Here is a 19606-nt window from a genome sequence, read left to right on the forward strand (position 1 = left end):
GAATCAGGACTCTAGGTTGGCGATGCGTTGCAGGCGCGCGCGGGCGCGCTCGGGGCCGATGAGGGGCAGGAGCTGGGCGAGCTCGGGGCCATGGGTCTGGCCGGTCAGGGCGGCGCGCAGCGGCATGAAGAGCTGCTTGCCCTTGAGCCCGGCGGCCTGCCCGGCCTGGGCGGCGAGGGCCTTGAAGTCGGTGCCGTGGGTATCCAGCGCCGCCAGGGCGGCGGGCCACAGGGCCTCGGGCGCGCCGGCGATCACGGCGTGGGCCCCGGGCTCCAGGGGCGCGTCGCCGAAGCAGGCGGCGGCCCAGAGCTCGGCCTCCTCGGGGCCGTTGAGATTGGCGCGCACGGCAGTGACGAAGGCCTCGCGCCGGCTCTCCGGCACCGGGGTGGCGAGATAGTCCGCCAGCCAGGCCCAGATCCGCTCCCAAGGCAGGGTGAGCAGGGCCTGGCGCTGCCAATGGTCGAGCTGCTGGGGGTCGAAGCGCGCCGGCGAGCGGCCCAGGTGGGCCGCGTCGAAGCGGGCGGCGAGCCCCGCCAGGTCCAGCAGCGCGTCGCTGTCCAGGCTGTGGCCCAGGCGGGCAAGGTAATTGTCGACCGCCTCGGGGAAATAGCCCGCCTCGCGCAGCTCCGCCACGTTGCGCGAGCCGTTGCGCTTGGACAGGGGCTGGCCGTCGTCGCCGACGATGAGCGCCATGTGGCCGTAGCCCGGCACCGGCAGCCCCAGGGCCTGCAGCAGCAGGATCTGACGCGGGGTGTTGGTGAGGTGGTCCTCGCCGCGCAGGACGAGGCTCACCTCCATCAAGGCGTCGTCGATGGCGTTGCAGAAGAAAAAGGCGGGCGTGCCGTCGGCGCGGCGGATGATGAAGTCGCCGATGTCGTCGCTCTGGAAACGCTGCGGCCCGCGCACCACGTCCGTGAACTCGACCGTCTGCCCTTCCGGCACGCGAAAGCGCAGGGTGGGCTGATGGCCGGCTTCCAGGCGCGCGGCGCGCTCGGCGGCGGACAGGCGGCGGCAGGCGCCGGCGTAGCGCGGTGCCCGGCCCTGGCTCAGTTGCAGCTTGCGCGACAGCTCCAGCTCCTCGGGCGAGCAGAAGCATGGATAGGCGAACGCCTGCGCTTCGAGCTCATGGTAGTAGCGGGCGTAGACCGCGCCGCGCTCGGATTGATGGTAGGGGCCATGCGGGCCGCCCGCCTCCGGCCCCTCCTCCCAGTGCAGCCCCAGCCAGCGCAGATCGGCCATCAGGGCGGCGACATACTCGGGCCGCGAGCGCTCGGCGTCGGTGTCCTCGATGCGCAGGATGAAGCGGCCCTGGCCGCGGTGGGCCGCCAGCCAGGAAAAGAGCGCGGTGCGCACGTTGCCCAGGTGGATGAGCCCGGTGGGACTCGGTGCAAAGCGGGTGATCGTTGTCATGGGTTTATGGTAGTGGCGGCACGCATCGGCCGCAACCGCGGCCGCTTTGTCATGGCGGACGCTTGGCCGTATGATCGGATCGAGGACGCGCGGGTCGGCTTGCCCGGTGCGTCCTGCGACCTTCGCCCCTATCCCCGGCCAGACGATCTTCATAGCCTGTCCGAAACTTTCCGGGTCCGAACGCCATGAAACATATCCTCGCCGTCGGCAACGCCACACTCGACCTCATCTTCGCGCTCGAGGACTATCCCCGGGAGGACTCGGAGGTCCGCGCCCAGGACATGCAGATGCGCCGAGGCGGCAACGCCGCCAACACGCTGGCGGTGCTCAGCCAGCTCGGCCACCGCTGCGCCCTGGCGGGGGTGCTGGCGGACGGCGCGGAGTCGGACCTGATCCTGGCGGATCTGGCCCGCCATCACATCGACACCAGCGCCTGCCAGAAGCTGGCCGGCCGGCCGCCCACCTCCTGCGTGCTGCTGAACCGCCGCGACGGCAAGCGCACCATCGTCCATTACCGCGACATCCCCGAATACAGCTTCGGCAGCTTCCAGCAGATCCGGCTCGCCCCCTGGGACTGGATCCACTTCGAGGCGCGCAGCAACGTCGGCGAGCTGGCCTGCATGCTGCGCCACGTGCGCGACCAGCGGCCGGACCTGCGCTGCTCGCTGGAGGTGGAAAAAGCGCGTCCCTGGGTGCGGCAGCTTTTCCCCATGGTGGACGTGCTGCTGTGCTCGCGCGCCTACGCCCACGCCAAGGGCTTCGCCCAACCCTACCCCTTTCTGCACTGGCTGCGGGAGCAGGCGCCGCAAGCGGATCTGATCGTGGCCTGGGGCGAGGAAGGCGCCTACGGCCTGGACCGCTATGACCAGCAGCATCACAGCCCGGCCTTCGCGCCGCCCGAGGTCAAGGATACCCTCGGCGCCGGCGACACTTTCAACGCCGCCGTCATCGATGCCTTTCTGCGCGACCTCACCCTGGACGAAATCCTGCAGGCGGGCTGCCATCTGGCCGGCGTGAAGTGCGGCCAGGAAGGCTTGGACGACCTGGTTGCCCCCAAGCTGCATCGCGTCAAGTAACGAGGAGATCGACATGCCGAGCGTGCTCATCACCGGCACCGACCGCGGCCTGGGCCTGGAGTTTTCCCGTCAATACGCGCAGGCGGGCTGGCGCGTTTTCGCCTGCTGCCGGCGCCCGGAGCAGGCCGACGCCCTGCACCGGCTGGCCCGGGAGCATCCCCAGCTCAGCGTGCATCGCCTGGACGTCGGCGACCATGCGCAGATCGACGCCTTGGCCGACGAGTTGCGCGACGCCGCCATCGACGTGCTGCTCAATAATGCCGGCGTCTACGGCGACGAGGCGCAACAGGGTTTCGGGAATCTGGATTACGCGCGCTGGGCACAGGTGTTCCGCATCAACACCATGGCGGCGGTGAAGATGGCCGAGGCCTTCGTGGCGCAGGTGGCGCGCAGCGACCGGCGCGTGATCGCCGCGCTGTCCAGCAAGATGGGCAGCATCGCCGACAACACGAGCGGCGACAGCTATCTCTACCGCAGCAGCAAGGCCGCCCTCAATGCCGCCATGAAGAGTCTGGCCATCGACTTGGCGCCGCGCCGCATCGCCGTGCTGATCCTGCATCCCGGCTGGGCGCAGACCCGCATGGGCGGCGAGCAGGCACCGCTGCCGGCTGCGGACAGCGTCGCCGGCATGCGCGGCATCATCGATCGTTTCACCCTGGCCGACTCGGGGCGCTTCCTGAACTACGACGGCCGCGAGATCCCCTGGTAGGGGCTAGCGCAGCAGGCCGGCCAGCAGCGCGGGATCTTCCAGGCGCTTGAGAAACCAGCGCAGGGCCTTGCCGGCCGGCCCGCTGCGCCAGGCGATGCAGACCTGCGCCGCCGGCTTGGGCTCCGCCACCGCCTTGACCAGCAGCCGGCCCGCCGCCATGTCGGCGGCCGCCATGACTGCGGGCAGGAAGCCGACGCCCAGGCCCAGGCAATGGGCCTCTCGCTTGGCCTGCAGATCGGGCACGGTGAGCACGTCCTGGCCCGAGAGCAGGCCGGAGGTGCGCGGCGGCAGGTTGCGCGAGCTGTCGGCCGCGGACACGGCGCGGTAGCGCAGGATCGCCTCGCTTGGCAGGGGCTCCGGCATGCGCGCCAGCGGATGGTCGGGCGCAACCACGAAGACGAAGTCCACATTGCCGATCACGCGGGTGGCATAGCCGCCGCCGGGCGGCCCCTCCCCCGGCGCACCGATCACCAGGTCGGCCCGCTCCGACAGCAGCGCGTCCCAGCCGCCGCCGTAGACTTCCGTCAGCAAGCGCAGGCGCGTGCCGCACTCTTCCCGATAGAAATCGGCGATCAGAGGGAAAACGCGGCCCAGGGGAATGAGGTCGTTGACGGCAATGCGCAGCTCCGCCTCCCAGCCGGTGGCCACGCGCTTGACCCGGGATTCGATCTCCACGGCGGCGCGCAGCAGATGGCGGCCCTCGCGCAACAGCTCCCGGCCTGCCGGCGTCAGCACCGCCCGGTGGCCGCTGCGATCGAAGAGCCGCACGTCGAGATCCTGCTCCAGCTTCTGGACCGTGTAGGTGACCGCCGACGGCACGCGGTGCAGTTCCTCGGCCGCGGCCGCGAAGCTGCCCCTGCGGTCGATGGCGTCGAGCACCTGCAGCGCATCCAGTGTCAGTCGCATGTCCCCTCCTGCGCAGATTGTTCGCCGGTGCCGGCGGATTGGCAAATGGTTGAGGCCAAAGGGAGTTGCAAACTTCGGCTACACTGTAAGGAGCAAAAATACCGGCAAAAGCGCCAAGGAGGAATCATGAACGCGATGAAGCAATACGGTCCGCTGCTCGGGCGCATTCTGCTGGTGCTCCTGTTCCTGCTGTCCGGCTACAACAAGGTGGCGGGATTTTCCCAAACCGCCGGCTACATGGCCAGCAAGAGCCTGCCCATGATCGAAGTCCTGCTGGTGCTGTCCATCCTCGTCGAGCTGGGCGGCGCCCTGATGATCCTGCTCGGCTGGCGCGCCCGCTGGGGCGCGCTGGCCCTCTTCCTGTGGATGATTCCGGTCACCTTCATCTTCCATAACTTCTGGGCCGTGGACCCTGCGCAGATGCAGAACCAGATGAACCACTTCATGAAGAATCTCGCCATCATGGGCGGGCTGCTCTACGTCACGGCCTACGGCTCGGGGCCCTACAGCATCGACAAGAACAACCCCAACGACCTGCGCTTCTGACGCCGCTCCGGCTCCACAGACCTCGCCGGCCTGGTGCCCGACGGACGCCGGCAAGGATGCGGGATCGGGCTGGCCCACGATTGTTTGCCTGTCGACACGGCGGATCGCGGGCCAGCCCGCTCCTACGGCCGGCGGCGGCAGCGGGGTTCAGGATTTTGGTTTCTTGGTTCCTGGGCAAGCCAGAGACAGCGGCCAACGGGAGTTTGCCGCTGCGCTGTCGGCCCCTGCGACGCCTCAGGCAGCCGGCGCTGCCCGTTTTCGCAAAGCGCAACCGGGAGCAAGCCAGCCCGCGCTGGCAGCCCGCCCCCAAGCATCAGCACTCAATCCTTCTCCAACTTGCGCAGCAGCTTCTCGTAGTAACCCGCCTCGATCTGGACATTGACCTCCCGGCCGCGCATGAGGCTCAACTTGCCCATCAGATAATCCAGGCGCTTGATGGCCCGCTGGCGCTCGCCGGCGTCCTCCACGGCGCCCAGCAGATCCGAAAGCTGCCGGATCTCCCTCTGCAGTTCCAGCTCCGGCGGCAGGCAGCCGGCATTCTTGAGCACCTTGTAGGCCATGCGCAGCTCCGCGGGCACCATGGACAGGTCCTCGAGCTGCAGCGGCTTGCCGGCTCCGGGCAGGTTGTCGAACTCGCCCCGCTGCATCGCCTCGAGGATGCGCTCTTCGGCCAGTTTCTCGATGATTCCCATTGCAAATCCTTGCCATCCACGCGGGACGGCCGCTGGCGGTGGCGACGTGCGGCGCGGCACGTCCATGGGCGGAAAAATCGCCCTCTTTCCCGGCTTGACTTGCAAATGGCCGGAAAGTTTCTACTCTATAAAAGTTAAATCCTGAAAAGTCGCTGCCCCGCACCGCTAAGACGAGAATCCTGGATGTCCCTCCCCGCCCTCCGACTCAAGCGCAACGAAGACAAGCGCCTGCGCAACGGCCACCTGTGGGTCTTCAGCAACGAAGTGGATACCCGCCTGACCCCGCTCAAGGGCCTGCCGCCGGGCACGCTGGCGCGGGTGCAGGACGCGGCGGGCAAGGACGTCGGCCTGGCCTTCGTCAGCCCGCAGTCGCTGATCTGCGCGCGGCTCGTCAGCCGCGACGCGCACGCCCCCATCGACCGCGACTTCTTCCAGGCCCGCCTGGCGCGCGCCCTGGCCCTGCGCGAGCGGCACTTCCCGGTGCCCTTCTACCGCTGGGTCTACGGCGAGGGCGACTTGCTGCCGGGGCTGGTGGTGGATCGCTACGGTGATTACCTGGTGGTGCAGACCGCCACCTGGGGCATGGAAAACGCCCTGCCCCTCATCCTCGACGCCCTGAGCGCCCTGGTTCAGCCGCGCGGCATCCTGCTCAAGAACAACGGCAGCGCGCGCAAGCTGGAGGGCCTGCCCGCCGTGCTGGAGACAGCGCGCGACAGCATCCCCGAGCGCCTGGCGGTGGAGGAGAACGGCTGCCGTTTTCAGGTCGACGTGCTGGGCGGGCAGAAGACGGGCTGGTTCTACGACCACCGCGCCAATCGCGCGCGCCTGCGCGACTGGGTGGCTGGGCGCCGGGTGCTGGATCTCTTCAGCTACGTGGGCGGCTGGGGCGTGCAGGCGGCCGCCTTCGGCGCGCGCGAGGTGCTGTGCGTGGACAGCTCCGCGCCCGCCCTGGCGCTGGTCCACGAGAACGCGCGCCTGAACCAGGTGGAGGCGCGCGTGCACACCCACGCCGGCGACGTCTTCGCGGTCCTGAAGGAACTGGCGGAGGCGCCGCCTTTCGACGTGGTGATCCTGGACCCGCCGGCCTTCATCAAATCGCGCAAGGACATGGCCGAAGGCGTGCAGGCCTACCGGCGCGTCAACCAGCTGGCTCTCAAGGTGTTGGCCGCCGACGGCATGCTGGTGAGCGCTTCCTGCTCCCACCACCTGTCCCGGGACCTGCTGCTGGAGCAGGTGGCGCGCGCCGCGGCCCAGCAGCGCGCGCCGCTGCAGCTGCTGGCCGAAGGGCATCAGGATCTGGATCACCCCATTCACCCGGGCATCCCCGAAAGCGCCTACATCAAGGCCCTTTTCCTGCACCGCACCCAAGAGTAGTTCGTGGCCCGGCCTCCCCTTTCCCTGCGCGACCTCACCCGCTCCCAGATCGCCATCGTGCTGCTGGCAGGCATCCTGGCCTTGGCGATCAACGGCTTCTTTCTGCTGAGGAGCTACGAGCAGGAAGAGTCGCGCATCCTCCAGAGCCAGGCGGTACAGCTGGCGCAGGGCATCGCCGCCACCGTGGACTCCTTCTCCATGGTCAGCCGGGCACTGGCCCGGGATCCGGAAATCCAGGACCTCCTGCTGCGCAAGGAGGAATACCGCATCAAGGAGGTGCTGGATACCCGCCGTCAGCACATGCCGCGCACCCTGAGCCTGGCGCTGGTGGACACCGGCGGCAGAATCTACGAATCGCGCGATTTCCCCCTGGGCCCCATCTGCCGGCAGCGGCTGCATTATCTGATCGCCAATCTCAATCGCGCGCCCGACCTGCCGGTCAACGATCCGGCCGACCCCACGCGCGGGCAGGTGGGCACTCTGACGCCGGTACGCGCCCCCGACGGCGACCAGATCATCGGCTACGTCTTCATCAGCTTCCGCTTCAGCTCCCTGCGCGAGGGCTTCGAGAACTTCTCCTCGCCGGACATGCATTTTCGCATCCGCGACCGTCGGGGGCAGATCATTTACATCAGCACCCCGCAGCCGCCGGGGGGCACTTGGCTCCAAAGCGACTGGATCCAGATCCCGCACACGCCCTGGGCATTGCAGACGGATGCCCGGGGCTATGAGTTCGGCAAGATCATGCTGGTGCTGGCGGCGGTGAATCTCGCCGTCGCCGCCCTGGTCATCCTGGCCTTCGCCCTGATCCAGCGGCGCCTGCAGCGGGTGGTGCAGGCGGAGCTGGGCCAGTTGCACGAAACCCTGGCGGCCATTCACCAGGGGCAGACCACGCTGCCGGACCTCCAGCCCGGTCTGGCTGACACCGCCAACCTCTGGGAAGACATCGGCGAACTGGCCCAGGACATCCACCAGCAGCAGAAGCAGCTTGAGCAGCTCAGCTTGAGCGACTCCCTGACCGGCCTGGCCAACCGCCGGCACTTCGAGATGGAACTGGAGCGCACCCTGTCCCTGGCCAAGCGCGGCATCCATGTCACCCTGGCGCTCATCGACCTGGATCACTTCAAGACCGTCAACGACAATGCCGGCCACTTGGCCGGCGACGCGGCCCTGCGGCTCTTCGCCGATACCCTGCGCCAGCACACCCGCTCCTCCGATTTCTGCGCCCGTCTCGGCGGCGACGAATTCGCCGTGCTCTGCATCAGTCTGCCCGAGGCGCAGCAGCAGGAAGCATTCAGCCGCTTTGCCACGGATTTCCATGCCCGCCTGCAGACCCACACCGCCTTGCGCGGTTACGGCCTGAGCATGAGCGCCGGGGTGATCTCCATCGATCCCATGCGCGATCAGATCCCGGCCGACTGCCTGCGCCGCGCCGACGCGGCCCTCTACGCCGCCAAGACCCAGGGACGCAATAGAGTTGTCCTCGGCAATTAGTGTAAGATAATCGCCCCTGTTCATCGGCCCGCCTCCGCAGCCGCGGACGGATAGGCCATGCATCCGGAGAATTTCCATGCGCCGGCGGTTGATGCTTGCGGCTTTTTTCGTGCTGGGCCCGCTGGCCTTGGCCCGGATCGCGGCGTGCTCCTCGCCGGCGCCCACCCCTTCTTCTCACGACAAGGAGCAATCCATGGCCCATCCCCAAGTGGCACTGCACACCAATTACGGCAAGATCGTGCTGGAACTCGACGCGGACAAGGCGCCCAAGACCGTCGCCAATTTTCTCGAATACGTGCGCAACGGCCATTACAACGGGACCATCTTCCACCGGGTCATCGACGGCTTCATGATCCAGGGCGGCGGCTTCGACGCGGACATGCAGCAGAAGTCCACCGGCGCCCCCATCGAAAACGAAGCCGACAACGGCCTCAAGAACGCCCGCGGCACCATCGCCATGGCCCGCACCAACGACCCCCACTCGGCCACCGCCCAGTTCTTCATCAACGTGGCCGACAACGATTTCCTGAACCACAGCGGCAAGAACCCGCAGGGCTGGGGCTATGCCGTCTTCGGCAAGGTGGTCCAGGGCATGGATGTGGTGGACAAGATCAAGGACGTGCGCACCGGCAACCAAGGTTTCCACCAGAACGTGCCCACCGAACCGGTGATCATCGAGAGCGCCGAGGAAATCAAATAGCAGGATCGCAGCGAGGGGCGGCCAACGCCGCCCCCGATGCCAGCCAAGATGACCGTCACCGGCCCCATTCTCTTCATCTCCGACCTCCATCTCAGCGCCACCCGACCGCAGATGGTCCAGCTCTTTCTCCGCTTTCTGGAGGAACGGGCGGCCCAGGCGGCGGCCCTGTACATCCTGGGGGATTTCTTCGAATACTGGGTGGGCCGGGGTGCCGAACAGGAGCCGGCCCACGGGGAGATCATCGATGTCTTGCGCGCCCTCACCGGGCGCGGCGTACCGGTGTGGATCATGGGCGGCAACCGCGACTTCATGCTGGGCGCCGATTTCGCCCGCCGCAGCGGCGCCCGCATCCTGCCCGACCCGAGCGTGATCATCCTGGACGGCCAGCCGGCGCTGCTGACCCACGGCGACCGCCTGTGCACCGATGACGTCGCCTACCAGCGCTTCCGCCGCGTCATCCAGCATCCCCTCACCCGCGCCACCCTGGGCCGGCTGCCCTATGCCTGGCGCACCCGCCTGGCCGGCAATCTGCGCAACGCCAGCCACAATGCCATGCAGCACAAGGCGCCGGTCATCATGGACGTCAACCCGGATGCCGTGCTCGCCGCCTGCCGGGGCGATCCCCCTTACCCCTCGGCCCCGCACGGCCAGCCCTATCCCCTCCTCATCCACGGCCACACCCACCGCCCCGCCGTGCACCACTACACCATCGACGGCCATGCCTGCCGGCGCATCGTGCTGGGCGACTGGTACGAGACCGGCAGCGTGCTGTGCTGTGAGGGCGGCGAGTGCCGATTGGAACGCTTCGGGGTGGCGTAACGGCTGGTCAGCAGCCGAGATCTTCAGGGAGTGGAGGGAACAGGTGAGGGACAGCGGGCGCAAGCCGCTCCTTGCCTGCCAGGCTTGAGCTGGGCCAGTTCCACCCCACCTGCTACACCGTTTCTTGCACCTCGAATCCCGCCATCCCCCGCGGCGACTCCCACCGTACCCGGCACTCCCGCACCTCCGCCAGCGGCGGCCCCCGGCGCAGCCAGTCCAGAAGCGCCTGCAAGGCCGCCCCGTCGCCCTCGGCCCAGACTTCCACCGTGCCGTCGCGCCGGTTGCGCACCCAGCCGGCCAGCCCCAGTTCCGCCGCCCGCCGCCGGGCATGGGCGCGGAAGGCCACGCCCTGCACCCGTCCCGCCACGATCACCGAGCACGCCTGCGCCATGGCCGCCTCCTAGGGTTGCTCTGCCGCCGCGTCCTCCGTCTTTCCTTCGACCTTTTTGCCGTCCGCCTGATCCGCGGCATCGGGCAGGATCACCGTGGCCTGCATGCCCGGGCGCAGACTGCGCCCATCATGGAGCACCTGCAGCACCAGGAACTGGCGGTCGGGCCGGGAGGCGACCGGCTGGACCTGGATGAGCACGGCATCAAAGCGGCGCCCGCCCGCGCGCACCGGCAGCTTGTCGCCGACGCGCAGCGCCGGCCCGGCGGGCACTTCCACGCTCAAGCGCAGGCTGCGCCCGTCCGGGGCCAGCAGGAACAGCCGGGGCGCGTTGAGGCGCGCCACCACGGTCTGGCCGGTGCTGACGTAGCTGCGCTGCACCCGGCCCGAAAAGGGCGCACGGATCTCCGTCAGGGCCAAGTCCACCTGCGCCGCCTGCCACTGGGCCTGGCTCTGATCGTAGTCGCGCTGCGCCACTTCCAGATCGCGATCGGCAATGACGCCGCGCTCGTAGAGAATGCGCATGCGCTCCAGCTGTCGCTTGGCATCCTCGGCGCGGGCAGCGGCATCGCGCACGCGGGCCTGGGCCGTGCGCGCATCCAGGCGCGCCAGCACCTTGCCGGCCTGCACCCGCTCGCCGGCACGCGCCTGCACCGCAACCACTTCGCCCGAAACCTGGGCGGACAGCAGGGTCTGGGCATTGCCGCGCAGGCTGCCGCTGTAGTCCGCGGCCGATGCCGCGCCCGCGCTGGTCAGAAGCAGGAGGGCCAGCAGACGGCCCGGAGTCGGATGGCTATTTCTCTTGTGCATCGGCGGATTCCTTCGGGGAAGCGGGGACGGCCGGCGCGTCCAGGCGCACCGGCTGTCCCAGCAGGGCGTCGAGACGGGCCAGGCTCAGGGTGAGCTGGTACTGCACCTGGGCGTTGAACAGCTCGGCGTCGGTGTAATCTACCATCGAGTTGCCCAGATCCGACTGCAGCTCCAGCTCGTAGAGCGAGCGGCCCAGGTCCAGGGATTTGCTGCGGTAGCGCAGGCGCGTCTCCGCCTCGCGCAGGCGTTCGGTCAAGGTCTGGATCTCCGCGACCGTGTCCATCAGCACCTCGCGCAGGCGCAGACGGCGCTCGCCGAGCAACGCCTTGCTCTGCTGCAGCCGCGCCAGGGCCTTGCTCCGCAGCCCGCCCTGGGCGCCGCCCTGGTACAAGGGCCAGTCGAGGGCCAGCCCCAGATACCAGCGGTCGCGGGTGACGAACTTGCGGGTGTAGTAGTTGGCCCGCGCCTCGGCGTCGAGGGTCGGCAGATAATTGGCCCGCGCCCCCCTGTAGTCCGCCTCGGCGGCGGCCAGTTCCGCCTGCGCCGCGCGCAGGGCCGGGTTCTTGGCCAGCGCCGCCTGATAAATCTCCTCGAACTCGCCCAGCTCGCGCGGCCCCGGCAAGGTCTTGGGCGGCAGCAGTTGCGAGGGGATTTCCCCCTCCACGCCGAGGGCGGTGGCCAAGCGCAGGCGGGCTTGGCGCTGCTGATGCTGGGTTTCGATGAAACGGCTGCGCAGGGTGCGGAAGGTGTCTTCCAGGCGCGCCAGCTCCAGCTCGGAGATCTGTCCCACTTCCTTGCGGTCGCGGCCGTCGCGGAAACGCACGAAGGCCACCGCCATGGCCTCGTTGGCCACGTCGTGGCGGCGGTCCGCCAGCAGCACGTCGAAGAAGCGCGCCATCACCTCGATGCGGCGCTGGTTGCGCACATCCGTCAGTTCGACCTGCCGCGCCGTCAGGCGCGCCTTGGCAGCGTCCAACCCCTCGCTGCTGCGGCCGAAATCATAGAGGCGCTGGCGCAGGAGCAGGCTGGCGCGGTGATCGTCCACCCAGCCGGATTCGTCGCCGTTGACCACCAGGCTCGACTGGGCGGCGGTGGTGATGGGCTCCACCCAGGCGAGCCGCCCTTCCGCGCGCAGGTCCGGCAACAGGGGACTGCGGGCGATGCGCCGGTCGGCCTCGCTTTCCGCCAAGCGCGCTTCGGCCGCCGCGATGTAGGGATTGCCCTGGTCGGCCAGGCGCAGGCATTCCTCCAGCGTCAGCGGCTCCGGCAACCGGGCAGCCTGCGCCCCGGGTGCCGACAGGAGCAAGGCCAGCACCCCGCACAAGGACAGCCGGCGTGCCCGCCGGCGCGCCATGCTCGAAAGGCCGCGCATCTCAGGAAGACTGCGCGCGATTGCGTTTGTAGTTGATGAAGTTGTCGGTCTTGTAGGCGCCGCTGGCCACGAACTGGCCCAGCAGCATGAAAGTCTGCTGATCGGCGAAGCCGGTGAAGCGGGCCATTTCCTTGCCGTCCGGCCCGACGAAGACGAAAGTGGGGGTCAGGCGCGCCCGGTGGGCCAGGGCGAACTGACGCTGGGGCATCTCGCGGCCCGCGAAGTCCTTCACCGCCTGGCTGGCGTAGATGTCCACCTCGAAGATCTTGAAGTTCTTGCGGTAGAAGTCTTGCACCGTCGGCTGGTTCAGCACGGTGGCCTTCATTTTTTCGCAGAAGGGACACTCGTCCTGCACGAACATGATCAGCACGCCCTTCTTGCCGGACTTGGCGGCGCTCTGGAGCTCGTCCTGGTAATCGCCGAAGCTTTGCTCGAAAAAGTGGGCCGAGGGGTTGCGCGGCTGCTCCGCGGCTTTGACGGACAGGCTGGCGAGTGCCATAAAGACGATGAGCAGGAGCAGAAAGGCAAGCCGGTAGGCTGATGTGGGTTTGATCTCTCGCAGACTGGCACGCATAGCACTCTCCTTGGGTGTATCTGTTGTTCTGCCCAAGCAAATGCAGAATGCATGCCAGCGGCGGCCCAAACAAAAGGCCCGCTGCCGGGGCAGCGGGCCTTGCTCCGGGCCGAAGGACTGTACCGCTTAGCACAGCTCAGCGCGTCGCGACTGTCCCTTTGCGCACAAACTGCTCGAGCTGCGCGGGCGTCACGATGCCGGCCTGCTGGCCGACGATCTGGCCCTTGCGGTCGATGAAGAAGGTGGTGGGCAGCACGCGCACGCGGCCATACTGATTCGCCACGTTGTTGTCGCCGATGACCACCGGATAGTTCACGTCGAACATGCGCACGAACTCCTTGACCTCGTCCGGATCGTCCATGGCCACGCCGAGCACCACCGCCTTGTCGCCGTAGCGGGTGTAGAAATCGGCCAGATCGGGGATCTCCTTGCGGCAGGGCGGGCACCAGGTGGCCCAGAAGTTGAGCACCACCAGCTTGCCCCGGTACTGCTTGAGTTCGATGGGCTTGCCGTCGACCCCGGGCAGCTTGAAGTCCGGGGCGGGTTGCGCCGCCTGGGCCGGGGTGCTCAGGACGGTGAAGAAAGACAGCAGCAGGACGAGCCAGAGGCCGCGTTCAAAAATAGGCTTATTTCGCATACTTGTAGTACCTGTTGTTGATGTAGGTGGCCACGTTTTCCAGATCCTTCATGCTCAGGGGCTGCTTGAGCGCCCGGTTGCAGTTCTGCTGGGCGAAGATCAGGATGTCCTGCTGGCTCTTGGCGCGCCGGTCGGGCCGGGTGAAGACCTCGGCGCCGTGGCAGCTGACGCATTGCTGGTTGTAGATCTTCTCGCCGGCCACCGGGTCGCCGGCCAGCTTGGCTTGCGCCAGGCCGCCCGCGCCGAGCAGCACCGCGCCCGCAAGCGCGCTCAAGACAAAGGATTTACGCATTCATCACTCTCCTGTTCGTACAAACGTCCGAAACACTGTGTTATTGTTAAGCAAAGTCAGCCCTTGCTGTCCGGCCACATCTATAAACGCTGCAGAAGGCAAACAGTTTAATCGATGGACCTGACCGACACTACCGAACTCGCCCTCGACCATCCCAGCCTGTACTTCAACCGGGAGCTGAGCCTGTTGCAGTTCAACCGGCGCGTGTTGGCCCTGGCGCAGGATCCGAAGGTGCCCCTGCTGGAACGCCTCAAGTTCCTGTGCATCGTTTCCAACAACCTGGACGAGTTTTTCGAAGTGCGGGTAGCGGGTCTGATCCAGCAAATCGCATTTGGTTCCACGCAGACCGGTCCCGACGGTGCATTGCCCGAGGCCGTGCTGGAAACGGTGTCGGCGGAAACGCACCGGCTGATCGGCGAGCAGTACCGCTGCCTGAACGAGTGCCTGCTGCCGGAACTGGCCCGGGAAAGCATCTGCTTCCTGCGCCGCGCCGACTGGACCGCGGCGCAGCGCGAGTGGGTGCGGCTCTACTTCGAGCGCGAGGTGCTGCCGGTGCTCACGCCCATGAGCCTGGATCCCGCTCACCCCTTCCCCAAGGTGCAGAACAAGGGCCTCAACTTCGCCGTCACCCTGGAAGGCCGCGACGCCTACGGCCGCAGCAGTCCCATCGCCATCGTGCAGGCGCCGCGGGTGCTGCCGCGCATCGTCAAGCTGCCCACCCACATCGCCGGCCCCAACGATTTCATCTTCCTGTCCTCCATCATCCATGACAACGTGGACCGGCTCTTCCACGGGCTCAAGGTCACCGGCTTTCACCAGTTCCGGGTGACGCGCAACAGCGAGCTCTTCGTGGACGAGGAGGAGGTGGACAACCTGCTCTCGGCCCTGGCCGGCGAGCTGCCGCGCCGTCACTTCGGCGAGGAGGTGCGCCTGGAGGTGGCCGACACCTGCCCACCCGAAGTGGTCGAATTCCTGCTCAAGCATTTCAAGCTGGAGCACAGCGACCTCTTCCAGGTGCCGGGCCCGGTCAACCTGGCGCGGCTCATGGCGGTGATCGACCTCGCCAACCGCCCGGACCTGCTGTTTCCGCCCTTCACGCCCGCCCAGCCCAAGGCGATCAGCGGCCACACCAGCCTCTTCGCCCTGCTGCGCCGCCGTCCCCTGCTGCTGCACCACCCCTACCAGAGCTTCAGCCCGGTGGTGGAGTTCATCCGCCAGGCGGCGCAGGATCCCGACGTGCTGGCCATCAAGCAGACCCTCTACCGCACCACGCCCAACTCGCCCATCGTCGACGCCCTGATCGACGCGGCGGTGGCGGGCAAGCAGGTGACGGCGGTGGTGGAGTTGAAGGCGCGCTTCGACGAGGCCAACAACATCGCCCTGGCCGAACGGCTGGAGGCGGTGGGCGCCCAGGTGGTCTACGGCATCGTCGGCCACAAGACGCACGCCAAGATGGCGCTGGTGGTGCGGCGCGAAAAGACGGGCATCCGCCTCTACGGCCACCTCGGCACCGGCAACTACCATCCGCGCACGGCGCGCCAGTACACCGATCTCAGTTTGCTGACCGCCGATCCGGATCTCACCCAGGACATGAACGATCTCTTCATGCACCTGACCGGCGTGGGCCGCGCGCCCAGGCTGCGCAAGCTGCTGCAGGCGCCTTTCAGCCTGCACGCCGGCATCCTGGCGCGCATCCGCCGCGAAACCGAACTGGCCCGCGCCGGCAAGGGCGGGCGCATCATTGCGCGCATGAACTCCCTGCTGGAGCCGGAAATCATCCGCGCCCTCTACGAGGCCTCGCGCGCCGGCGTACGCATCGATCTCATCGTGCGCGGCGTGTGCTGCCTGCGGCCCGGCATTTCCGGCGTGTCCGACAACATCCGCGTCTTGTCCGTGGTGGACCGCTTCCTGGAACACAGCCGGGTCTACTGTTTCGAAAACGGCGGCGAGCCCGAGGTCTGGGCCGCCAGCGCCGACTGGATGAGCCGCAACTTCTTCCGCCGCCTGGAAGTCGCCTTTCCCATCGAGGCGTCCGACCTGCGCAAGCGCGTGATGCGCGAGACGCTGGAGCTCTACCTGGCGGACAACTGCAGCGCCTGGGACATGCAGTCCGACGGCAGCTACGTGAAGCGCCGGCCCGGCGCCGAGGAAGCGTGCCGGGCCGCCCAAGCCATTTTGCTAGCGAAATATACCGAGACCCCACTGTATGAATGACGACGCCTTTCGCCACGAGACCGACAGCCTCGGCACCCTGCCCGTTCCCGCAAGCGCCTGGTACGGCATCCAGACCGCCCGCGCCGTGCACAACTTTCCCATCTCCGGCCGCCGGCCCGATGACGACTTCATCACCGCCACCGTGCGCATCAAGCTGGCCGCCGCCGTGGCCAACCATGCGGCGGGCTGGCTGGACGCGCAGCGTTTCGAGGCCATCCGCCGGGCTTGCGAGCTGGTGCTGACAGGCAAGCACCGGGACCAGTTCGTGGTGGACCGCTTCCAGGCCGGTGCCGGCACCAGCCACAACATGAACGCCAACGAGGTGCTGGCCAACCTCGCCAACATCGGCCTGGGCGGCGAGAAGGGCCGCTACGAGCCGGTGCACCCCAACGACCACGTCAACATGGGGCAGAGCACCAACGACCTGATCCCCACCGCCATCCGCCTGACCGTGCTGGCCAAGCTGCCGCGCCTCCTGGATGCCGTGGAGGGCATGGCCCAGGCCTTCGCCGACCTGGCGGTGCAGGAGGCCGACACGGTCAAGAGCGGGCGCACCCACCTGCAGGATGCCGTGCCCACCACCCTGGGCGCCGAATTCAGCGCCTATGCCTGGACCCTGCGCCGCGTGGCCGGCCAACTGGAGGCCCAGCGCCCCTATCTCTGCGCCATCGGCCTGGGCGGCTCGGCCGTGGGCACCGGGCTCAACACCGCGCCGGGCTACGCCAAGCGCGCCGCCGAGGAACTCGCCCGCCTTTCCGGCGAGCCCATCGTGCCGGCCGGCAACATCATCGCCCAAATGCAGAGCATGGCGGATCTCGCGGCCTTCTCGGGCGCCCTGCGCGCCCTCGCCATCGAGATCACCCGCATCGCCAACGACATGCGCTTGCTGGCCTCCGGGCCGCGCACGGGCCTGGCCGAGATCACCCTGCCCGCCGTGCAGCCCGGCTCCAGCATCATGCCCGGCAAGGTCAATCCGGTCATGTTCGAAATGCTCAACCAGGTGGCCTACCAGGTGCTCGGCCAGGACCACGCCGCCGCGCAGATGGCCGCCGCCGGGCAACTGGAGCTCAACGTCATGATGCCGGCCCTGGGTTCCGCCCTCTTCGACGGCATGGACTGGCTCACCAATGCCCTCCAGGCGGCCACCAACCGCGGCGTCGTCGGCCTCACGGTGGACCGCGAGCGCTGCCGCGACTATGCCCACACCAGCGTCGGCCTGGCCACCCTGCTCAACCGCGCGATCGGCTACGCCAAGGCCGCCGAGATCGCCAAGGAATCCCAGCACAGCGGCCGCCCGGTGCGCGAGATCGTGGTGGCGCACGGCCTGATGAGCGCCGAGGCTTTCGACAAGATGGTGCTGGACGCCGCGCTGCCGCAGCAGCCCTGAGGCAAGCCCATGGCCCGCCATCCGGCGCCCCGCCGCGTGCTCGTCATCAACAGCAAGGGCGGCAGCGGCAAGACCACGGTAGCCACCAACCTGGCGAGCCTCCTGGCCCTGCACGGCGAGCGCATGGTGCTGGCCGACCTCGACCCGCAGCAATCGAGCCTGGACTGGGCCCGCCGTCGTCCGGCGCAGCTGCCCGCCATCGCCGCCGTGGATGCCCGCGAGCTGGAGCCCGACGACTGGCCCAAGGCCGACTACGTGGTCATCGATGCCCCGCCGGGCGTCAAGACCAAAAAGCTCGAACGGCTGGTGGACGAGGCCGACTGCCTGCTCGTCCCCCTCATGCCCTCGCCTTTCGACATGGACGCCAGCGCGCGCTTCCTGGAGCGGCTGGCGCAGCAAAAGCCGGTGATCAAGGGCAAGCGCCCGATCGGCGTCATCGCCAACCGGGTGAACGCCCAAAGCCGCGCGACCCGGAGTCTCATGGACTTCATCGGCCGGCTCGGGCTGCACCCCCTGGCCCAGTTGCGCGACAGTCAGCTCTATGTGCGCGCGGCCGGACTCGGCGCGGGCATTGCCGACCTGCGTGCCTCGGAAAAGCGCCCCGAGCTGCCCGCTTGGCTGGCCATCCTTACCTTCGTGCGCGGCGGGCTGGAGCGCTGAATCGCCGCCGGCCGTCATCGGGGGCACCACAGACGAGTCGAGACATGGAAACGGAACTCAAGCTGCATCTGACCGATCCGGCCCGCTGGGACGCCATCCTGCGGACGCCCGCGCTCCTCGAACTGGCCGGCGGCCAGCCGCCGCGGCAGGAGCATCTGGAAGCCCGCTACTTCGACACCGCGGCCGGCGCCCTGCGCCAGGCGCGCCTCGCCTATCGCATCCGCCGCGAGGGCGCGCGCTGGGTTGCCACGGTCAAGGCCGACGGCAGCAGCTTCGGCGGCCTGCACCAGCGTCCCGAGTGGAACGTGGCGGTCGCGGAGCCCACCCCCGACCTCGCGCCCTTTCTGGCCACCCCGATCGGCCCGGCGCTATGCGAGGCCGTGGGCGACGCGCCGCTGGTAGAGCTCTTCCGCACCCGCTTCGATCGCACCATGCTGGATCTGCACACTCCCACCGGCGATGCCATCGAGTTCGCCGCCGACCGGGGCGAGATCCTGGCCGGCGAGGCCCGCGAAGCGATCCTGGAGCTGGAGCTCGAACTCAAGGCCGGCGAGCCGGAGGCCTTGCTGCGCCTCGGCGCCCGGCTCGCCCGCGATTTCCCCCTGCTGCCGGAACCGCGCAGCAAGTTCCACCGCGCCCTGCTGCTCGCCGGCCTCGATGCCCGCCCGGCGCGCTTCGCTGCCGACGACTTCGAACTTGACCCCGCGGCACCCGCCGGTGCGGTCCTGAGCCATTTGCTCATCCACGAAATCCACCGCCTGCTCGACCGCCAAGCGGCCTTTCTGGACGTCCCCGACGATGCCGAGAGCCTGCACCAGCTGCGCGTGCAGCTGCGCCGCCTGCGCGCCCTGCTCGCCTTTGCCAAGCCGCTGCTTGGCAGCGGTTACGACGAGCATCAGGATGCCCTGCGCCAGTGGGGCCGCAGCCTGGCTTCAATGCGGGAGATCGACGTGCTCATTGGTGCCTGGCAGGCGCTGCGGGCCGACGCCCCTTTCCCCCTCCCCGGCCAGGACGCCCTCGGCGCACTGCTGGGCAAGCAGCGCCGCCATGCCCTGGCACCGGTACGGGAGGCCGTTGGCCACGGCCAGTCCACCCCCGTGCTGCTGGAGCTGTGGGCTTGGCTCCTGACCACCCCTCTGCACGGCGAGACGCCCCTGGCCGAGTTCAGCACAGCGCGCCTGCGCCAGTGGCTCAAGGGGTTGCGCAAGGCCGGCAGCACCACGGACTGGCACGATCCCACCGCCCTCCACCGGCTGCGCATCCGCGGCAAGAAACTGCGCTATGCCCTGCAAGCCCTGATGCCCGTCCTGCCCGCAGGCAGCGACAGGCTCGCCCGGCGCCTGCTGAAGCTGCAAAAACAGCTGGGCCGGCTCCATGACGCCGCCCTCACTCCCACCCAGCTCGACGCCCTCCTGTCCCCCCGCGCCACCGCCCAGCTCCAGCGCGAAGCGGGCCTGCTGGCCGGCTGGCAATACCACGCCGCCCTGGAAGCGCGGCGAAAGCTGTTGAAGCAGTGGAAGCGGATAAGGCGGGAGTGATTCGTGAT

At 68.4% G+C, this 19606-nt stretch carries 20 protein-coding genes; 11 read left to right on the forward strand and 9 right to left on the reverse strand.

The window, feature by feature from the left end; all coding sequences use genetic code 11:
- Positions 1-3 precede the first annotated feature (3 nt).
- Complete coding sequence (gene gltX, locus G579_RS0107000) at positions 4-1410, reverse strand: glutamate--tRNA ligase (RefSeq protein WP_028989610.1); 1407 nt, start codon at positions 1408-1410, stop codon at positions 4-6.
- Positions 1411-1595: 185 nt separating this feature from the next.
- On the opposite strand from gltX, the gene G579_RS0107005 reads away from it, so the two are divergent.
- Both G579_RS0107005 and G579_RS0107010 read left to right on the forward strand, forming a co-directional pair.
- A complete protein-coding gene (locus G579_RS0107005) occupies positions 1596-2486 on the forward strand; it encodes a PfkB family carbohydrate kinase (protein ID WP_028989611.1) in 891 nt (296 codons plus the stop codon).
- A 13-nt stretch (positions 2487-2499) separates the two neighbouring features.
- Positions 2500-3195 (forward strand): SDR family oxidoreductase, encoded by a 696-nt coding sequence (locus tag G579_RS0107010; RefSeq protein ID WP_028989612.1) that lies wholly within the window; start codon positions 2500-2502, stop codon positions 3193-3195.
- A gap of 3 nt (positions 3196-3198) precedes the next feature.
- Here the strand turns inward: G579_RS0107010 and G579_RS0107015 are convergent, their stop codons facing one another.
- The gene (locus G579_RS0107015; RefSeq protein WP_028989613.1) at positions 3199-4101 is read right to left on the reverse strand and encodes a LysR family transcriptional regulator; all 903 of its coding nucleotides are present in this window, start codon (positions 4099-4101) and stop codon (positions 3199-3201) included.
- Positions 4102-4227: 126 nt separating this feature from the next.
- Between G579_RS0107015 and G579_RS0107020 the strand changes: the two genes are divergently transcribed.
- Positions 4228-4647 carry a DoxX family protein gene (locus tag G579_RS0107020; protein WP_028989614.1) on the forward strand — a complete coding sequence of 140 codons (420 nt, stop codon included), beginning with the start codon at positions 4228-4230 and terminating at the stop codon, positions 4645-4647.
- Between the two features lie 320 nt (positions 4648-4967).
- On the opposite strand, the gene G579_RS19590 is transcribed toward G579_RS0107020, so the two are convergent.
- The gene (locus G579_RS19590; protein WP_028989615.1) at positions 4968-5339 is read right to left on the reverse strand and encodes a DnaJ family domain-containing protein; all 372 of its coding nucleotides are present in this window, start codon (positions 5337-5339) and stop codon (positions 4968-4970) included.
- Between the two features lie 183 nt (positions 5340-5522).
- On the opposite strand from G579_RS19590, the gene G579_RS0107030 reads away from it, so the two are divergent.
- The 4 genes from G579_RS0107030 (at position 5523) to G579_RS0107045 (ending at position 9726) form a co-directional block, all read left to right on the forward strand.
- The gene (locus G579_RS0107030) at positions 5523-6713 is read left to right on the forward strand and encodes a class I SAM-dependent rRNA methyltransferase (RefSeq protein WP_028989616.1); all 1191 of its coding nucleotides are present in this window, start codon (positions 5523-5525) and stop codon (positions 6711-6713) included.
- A 3-nt stretch (positions 6714-6716) separates the two neighbouring features.
- Entirely contained in the window at positions 6717-8207 is a 1491-nt protein-coding gene (locus G579_RS18205; RefSeq protein ID WP_028989617.1) for a sensor domain-containing diguanylate cyclase, read from the forward strand.
- Positions 8208-8400: 193 nt separating this feature from the next.
- Complete coding sequence (locus G579_RS0107040; protein WP_028989618.1) at positions 8401-8907, forward strand: peptidylprolyl isomerase; 507 nt, start codon at positions 8401-8403, stop codon at positions 8905-8907.
- Positions 8908-8943: 36 nt separating this feature from the next.
- Positions 8944-9726 carry a UDP-2,3-diacylglucosamine diphosphatase gene (locus G579_RS0107045; RefSeq protein WP_211218680.1) on the forward strand — a complete coding sequence of 261 codons (783 nt, stop codon included), beginning with the start codon at positions 8944-8946 and terminating at the stop codon, positions 9724-9726.
- A gap of 112 nt (positions 9727-9838) precedes the next feature.
- Here the strand turns inward: G579_RS0107045 and G579_RS0107050 are convergent, their stop codons facing one another.
- The 6 genes from G579_RS0107050 to G579_RS16410 all read right to left on the reverse strand — a co-directional run bounded on the left by G579_RS0107050 (position 9839) and on the right by G579_RS16410 (position 13799).
- Positions 9839-10117 carry an acylphosphatase gene (locus G579_RS0107050; protein WP_028989620.1) on the reverse strand — a complete coding sequence of 93 codons (279 nt, stop codon included), beginning with the start codon at positions 10115-10117 and terminating at the stop codon, positions 9839-9841.
- A 9-nt stretch (positions 10118-10126) separates the two neighbouring features.
- Positions 10127-10924: an efflux RND transporter periplasmic adaptor subunit gene (locus G579_RS18210; protein WP_028989621.1), complete on the reverse strand. Its 798-nt coding sequence runs from the start codon at positions 10922-10924 to the stop codon at positions 10127-10129.
- Positions 10908-12296: a TolC family protein gene (locus tag G579_RS16400; RefSeq protein WP_051181068.1), complete on the reverse strand. Its 1389-nt coding sequence runs from the start codon at positions 12294-12296 to the stop codon at positions 10908-10910. Before G579_RS16400 ends, G579_RS18210 begins: the two co-directional genes overlap by 17 nt.
- A 1-nt stretch (position 12297) precedes the next feature.
- The gene (locus tag G579_RS0107065) at positions 12298-12870 is read right to left on the reverse strand and encodes a thioredoxin family protein (RefSeq protein WP_051181069.1); all 573 of its coding nucleotides are present in this window, start codon (positions 12868-12870) and stop codon (positions 12298-12300) included.
- Positions 12871-13006: 136 nt separating this feature from the next.
- Entirely contained in the window at positions 13007-13507 is a 501-nt protein-coding gene (locus G579_RS16405) for a TlpA family protein disulfide reductase (protein WP_038018710.1), read from the reverse strand.
- On the reverse strand, positions 13497-13799 hold the full coding sequence (locus G579_RS16410) for a c-type cytochrome (protein ID WP_038018712.1): 303 nt from the start codon (positions 13797-13799) through the stop codon (positions 13497-13499). The genes G579_RS16405 and G579_RS16410 overlap by 11 nt, the downstream gene beginning before the upstream one ends.
- A gap of 114 nt (positions 13800-13913) precedes the next feature.
- On the opposite strand from G579_RS16410, the gene ppk1 reads away from it, so the two are divergent.
- Genes ppk1 through G579_RS0107095 form a run of 4 tightly spaced genes read left to right on the forward strand, consistent with a single transcriptional unit; the run spans position 13914 to position 19598 of the window.
- Positions 13914-16013, forward strand: a complete 2100-nt coding sequence (gene ppk1, locus G579_RS0107080) for a polyphosphate kinase 1 (RefSeq protein WP_028989623.1) — start codon at positions 13914-13916, stop codon at positions 16011-16013.
- A complete protein-coding gene (locus tag G579_RS0107085; protein ID WP_028989624.1) occupies positions 16006-17400 on the forward strand; it encodes an aspartate ammonia-lyase in 1395 nt (464 codons plus the stop codon). Before ppk1 ends, G579_RS0107085 begins: the two co-directional genes overlap by 8 nt.
- A gap of 9 nt (positions 17401-17409) precedes the next feature.
- Positions 17410-18060, forward strand: a complete 651-nt coding sequence (locus tag G579_RS0107090; protein WP_028989625.1) for a ParA family protein — start codon at positions 17410-17412, stop codon at positions 18058-18060.
- A 44-nt stretch (positions 18061-18104) separates the two neighbouring features.
- Complete coding sequence (locus tag G579_RS0107095) at positions 18105-19598, forward strand: CYTH and CHAD domain-containing protein (RefSeq protein ID WP_028989626.1); 1494 nt, start codon at positions 18105-18107, stop codon at positions 19596-19598.
- Positions 19599-19606 lie beyond the last annotated feature (8 nt).

The organism is Thermithiobacillus tepidarius DSM 3134 (genome assembly GCF_000423825.1).
In the GTDB taxonomy this organism is placed as follows: Bacteria; Pseudomonadota; Gammaproteobacteria; order Acidithiobacillales; family Thermithiobacillaceae; genus Thermithiobacillus; species Thermithiobacillus tepidarius.

Excerpts from the sequence above, each read along its gene's own strand:
- gltX (WP_028989610.1), bottom strand. The coding sequence starts at position 1,410 with ATGACAACGATCACCCGCTTTGCACCGAGTCCCACCGGGCTCATCCAC.
- G579_RS0107005 (WP_028989611.1), top strand. The coding sequence starts at position 1,596 with ATGAAACATATCCTCGCCGTCGGCAACGCCACACTCGACCTCATCTTC.
- G579_RS0107010 (WP_028989612.1), top strand. The coding sequence starts at position 2,500 with ATGCCGAGCGTGCTCATCACCGGCACCGACCGCGGCCTGGGCCTGGAG.
- G579_RS0107015 (WP_028989613.1), bottom strand. The coding sequence starts at position 4,101 with ATGCGACTGACACTGGATGCGCTGCAGGTGCTCGACGCCATCGACCGC.
- G579_RS0107020 (WP_028989614.1), top strand. The coding sequence starts at position 4,228 with ATGAACGCGATGAAGCAATACGGTCCGCTGCTCGGGCGCATTCTGCTG.
- G579_RS19590 (WP_028989615.1), bottom strand. The coding sequence starts at position 5,339 with ATGGGAATCATCGAGAAACTGGCCGAAGAGCGCATCCTCGAGGCGATG.
- G579_RS0107030 (WP_028989616.1), top strand. The coding sequence starts at position 5,523 with ATGTCCCTCCCCGCCCTCCGACTCAAGCGCAACGAAGACAAGCGCCTG.
- G579_RS0107040 (WP_028989618.1), top strand. The coding sequence starts at position 8,401 with ATGGCCCATCCCCAAGTGGCACTGCACACCAATTACGGCAAGATCGTG.
- G579_RS0107045 (WP_211218680.1), top strand. The coding sequence starts at position 8,944 with ATGCCAGCCAAGATGACCGTCACCGGCCCCATTCTCTTCATCTCCGAC.
- G579_RS0107050 (WP_028989620.1), bottom strand. The coding sequence starts at position 10,117 with ATGGCGCAGGCGTGCTCGGTGATCGTGGCGGGACGGGTGCAGGGCGTG.
- G579_RS18210 (WP_028989621.1), bottom strand. The coding sequence starts at position 10,924 with ATGCACAAGAGAAATAGCCATCCGACTCCGGGCCGTCTGCTGGCCCTC.
- G579_RS16400 (WP_051181068.1), bottom strand. The coding sequence starts at position 12,296 with ATGCGCGGCCTTTCGAGCATGGCGCGCCGGCGGGCACGCCGGCTGTCC.
- G579_RS0107065 (WP_051181069.1), bottom strand. The coding sequence starts at position 12,870 with ATGCGTGCCAGTCTGCGAGAGATCAAACCCACATCAGCCTACCGGCTT.
- G579_RS16405 (WP_038018710.1), bottom strand. The coding sequence starts at position 13,507 with ATGCGAAATAAGCCTATTTTTGAACGCGGCCTCTGGCTCGTCCTGCTG.
- G579_RS16410 (WP_038018712.1), bottom strand. The coding sequence starts at position 13,799 with ATGCGTAAATCCTTTGTCTTGAGCGCGCTTGCGGGCGCGGTGCTGCTC.
- ppk1 (WP_028989623.1), top strand. The coding sequence starts at position 13,914 with ATGGACCTGACCGACACTACCGAACTCGCCCTCGACCATCCCAGCCTG.
- G579_RS0107085 (WP_028989624.1), top strand. The coding sequence starts at position 16,006 with ATGAATGACGACGCCTTTCGCCACGAGACCGACAGCCTCGGCACCCTG.
- G579_RS0107090 (WP_028989625.1), top strand. The coding sequence starts at position 17,410 with ATGGCCCGCCATCCGGCGCCCCGCCGCGTGCTCGTCATCAACAGCAAG.
- G579_RS0107095 (WP_028989626.1), top strand. The coding sequence starts at position 18,105 with ATGGAAACGGAACTCAAGCTGCATCTGACCGATCCGGCCCGCTGGGAC.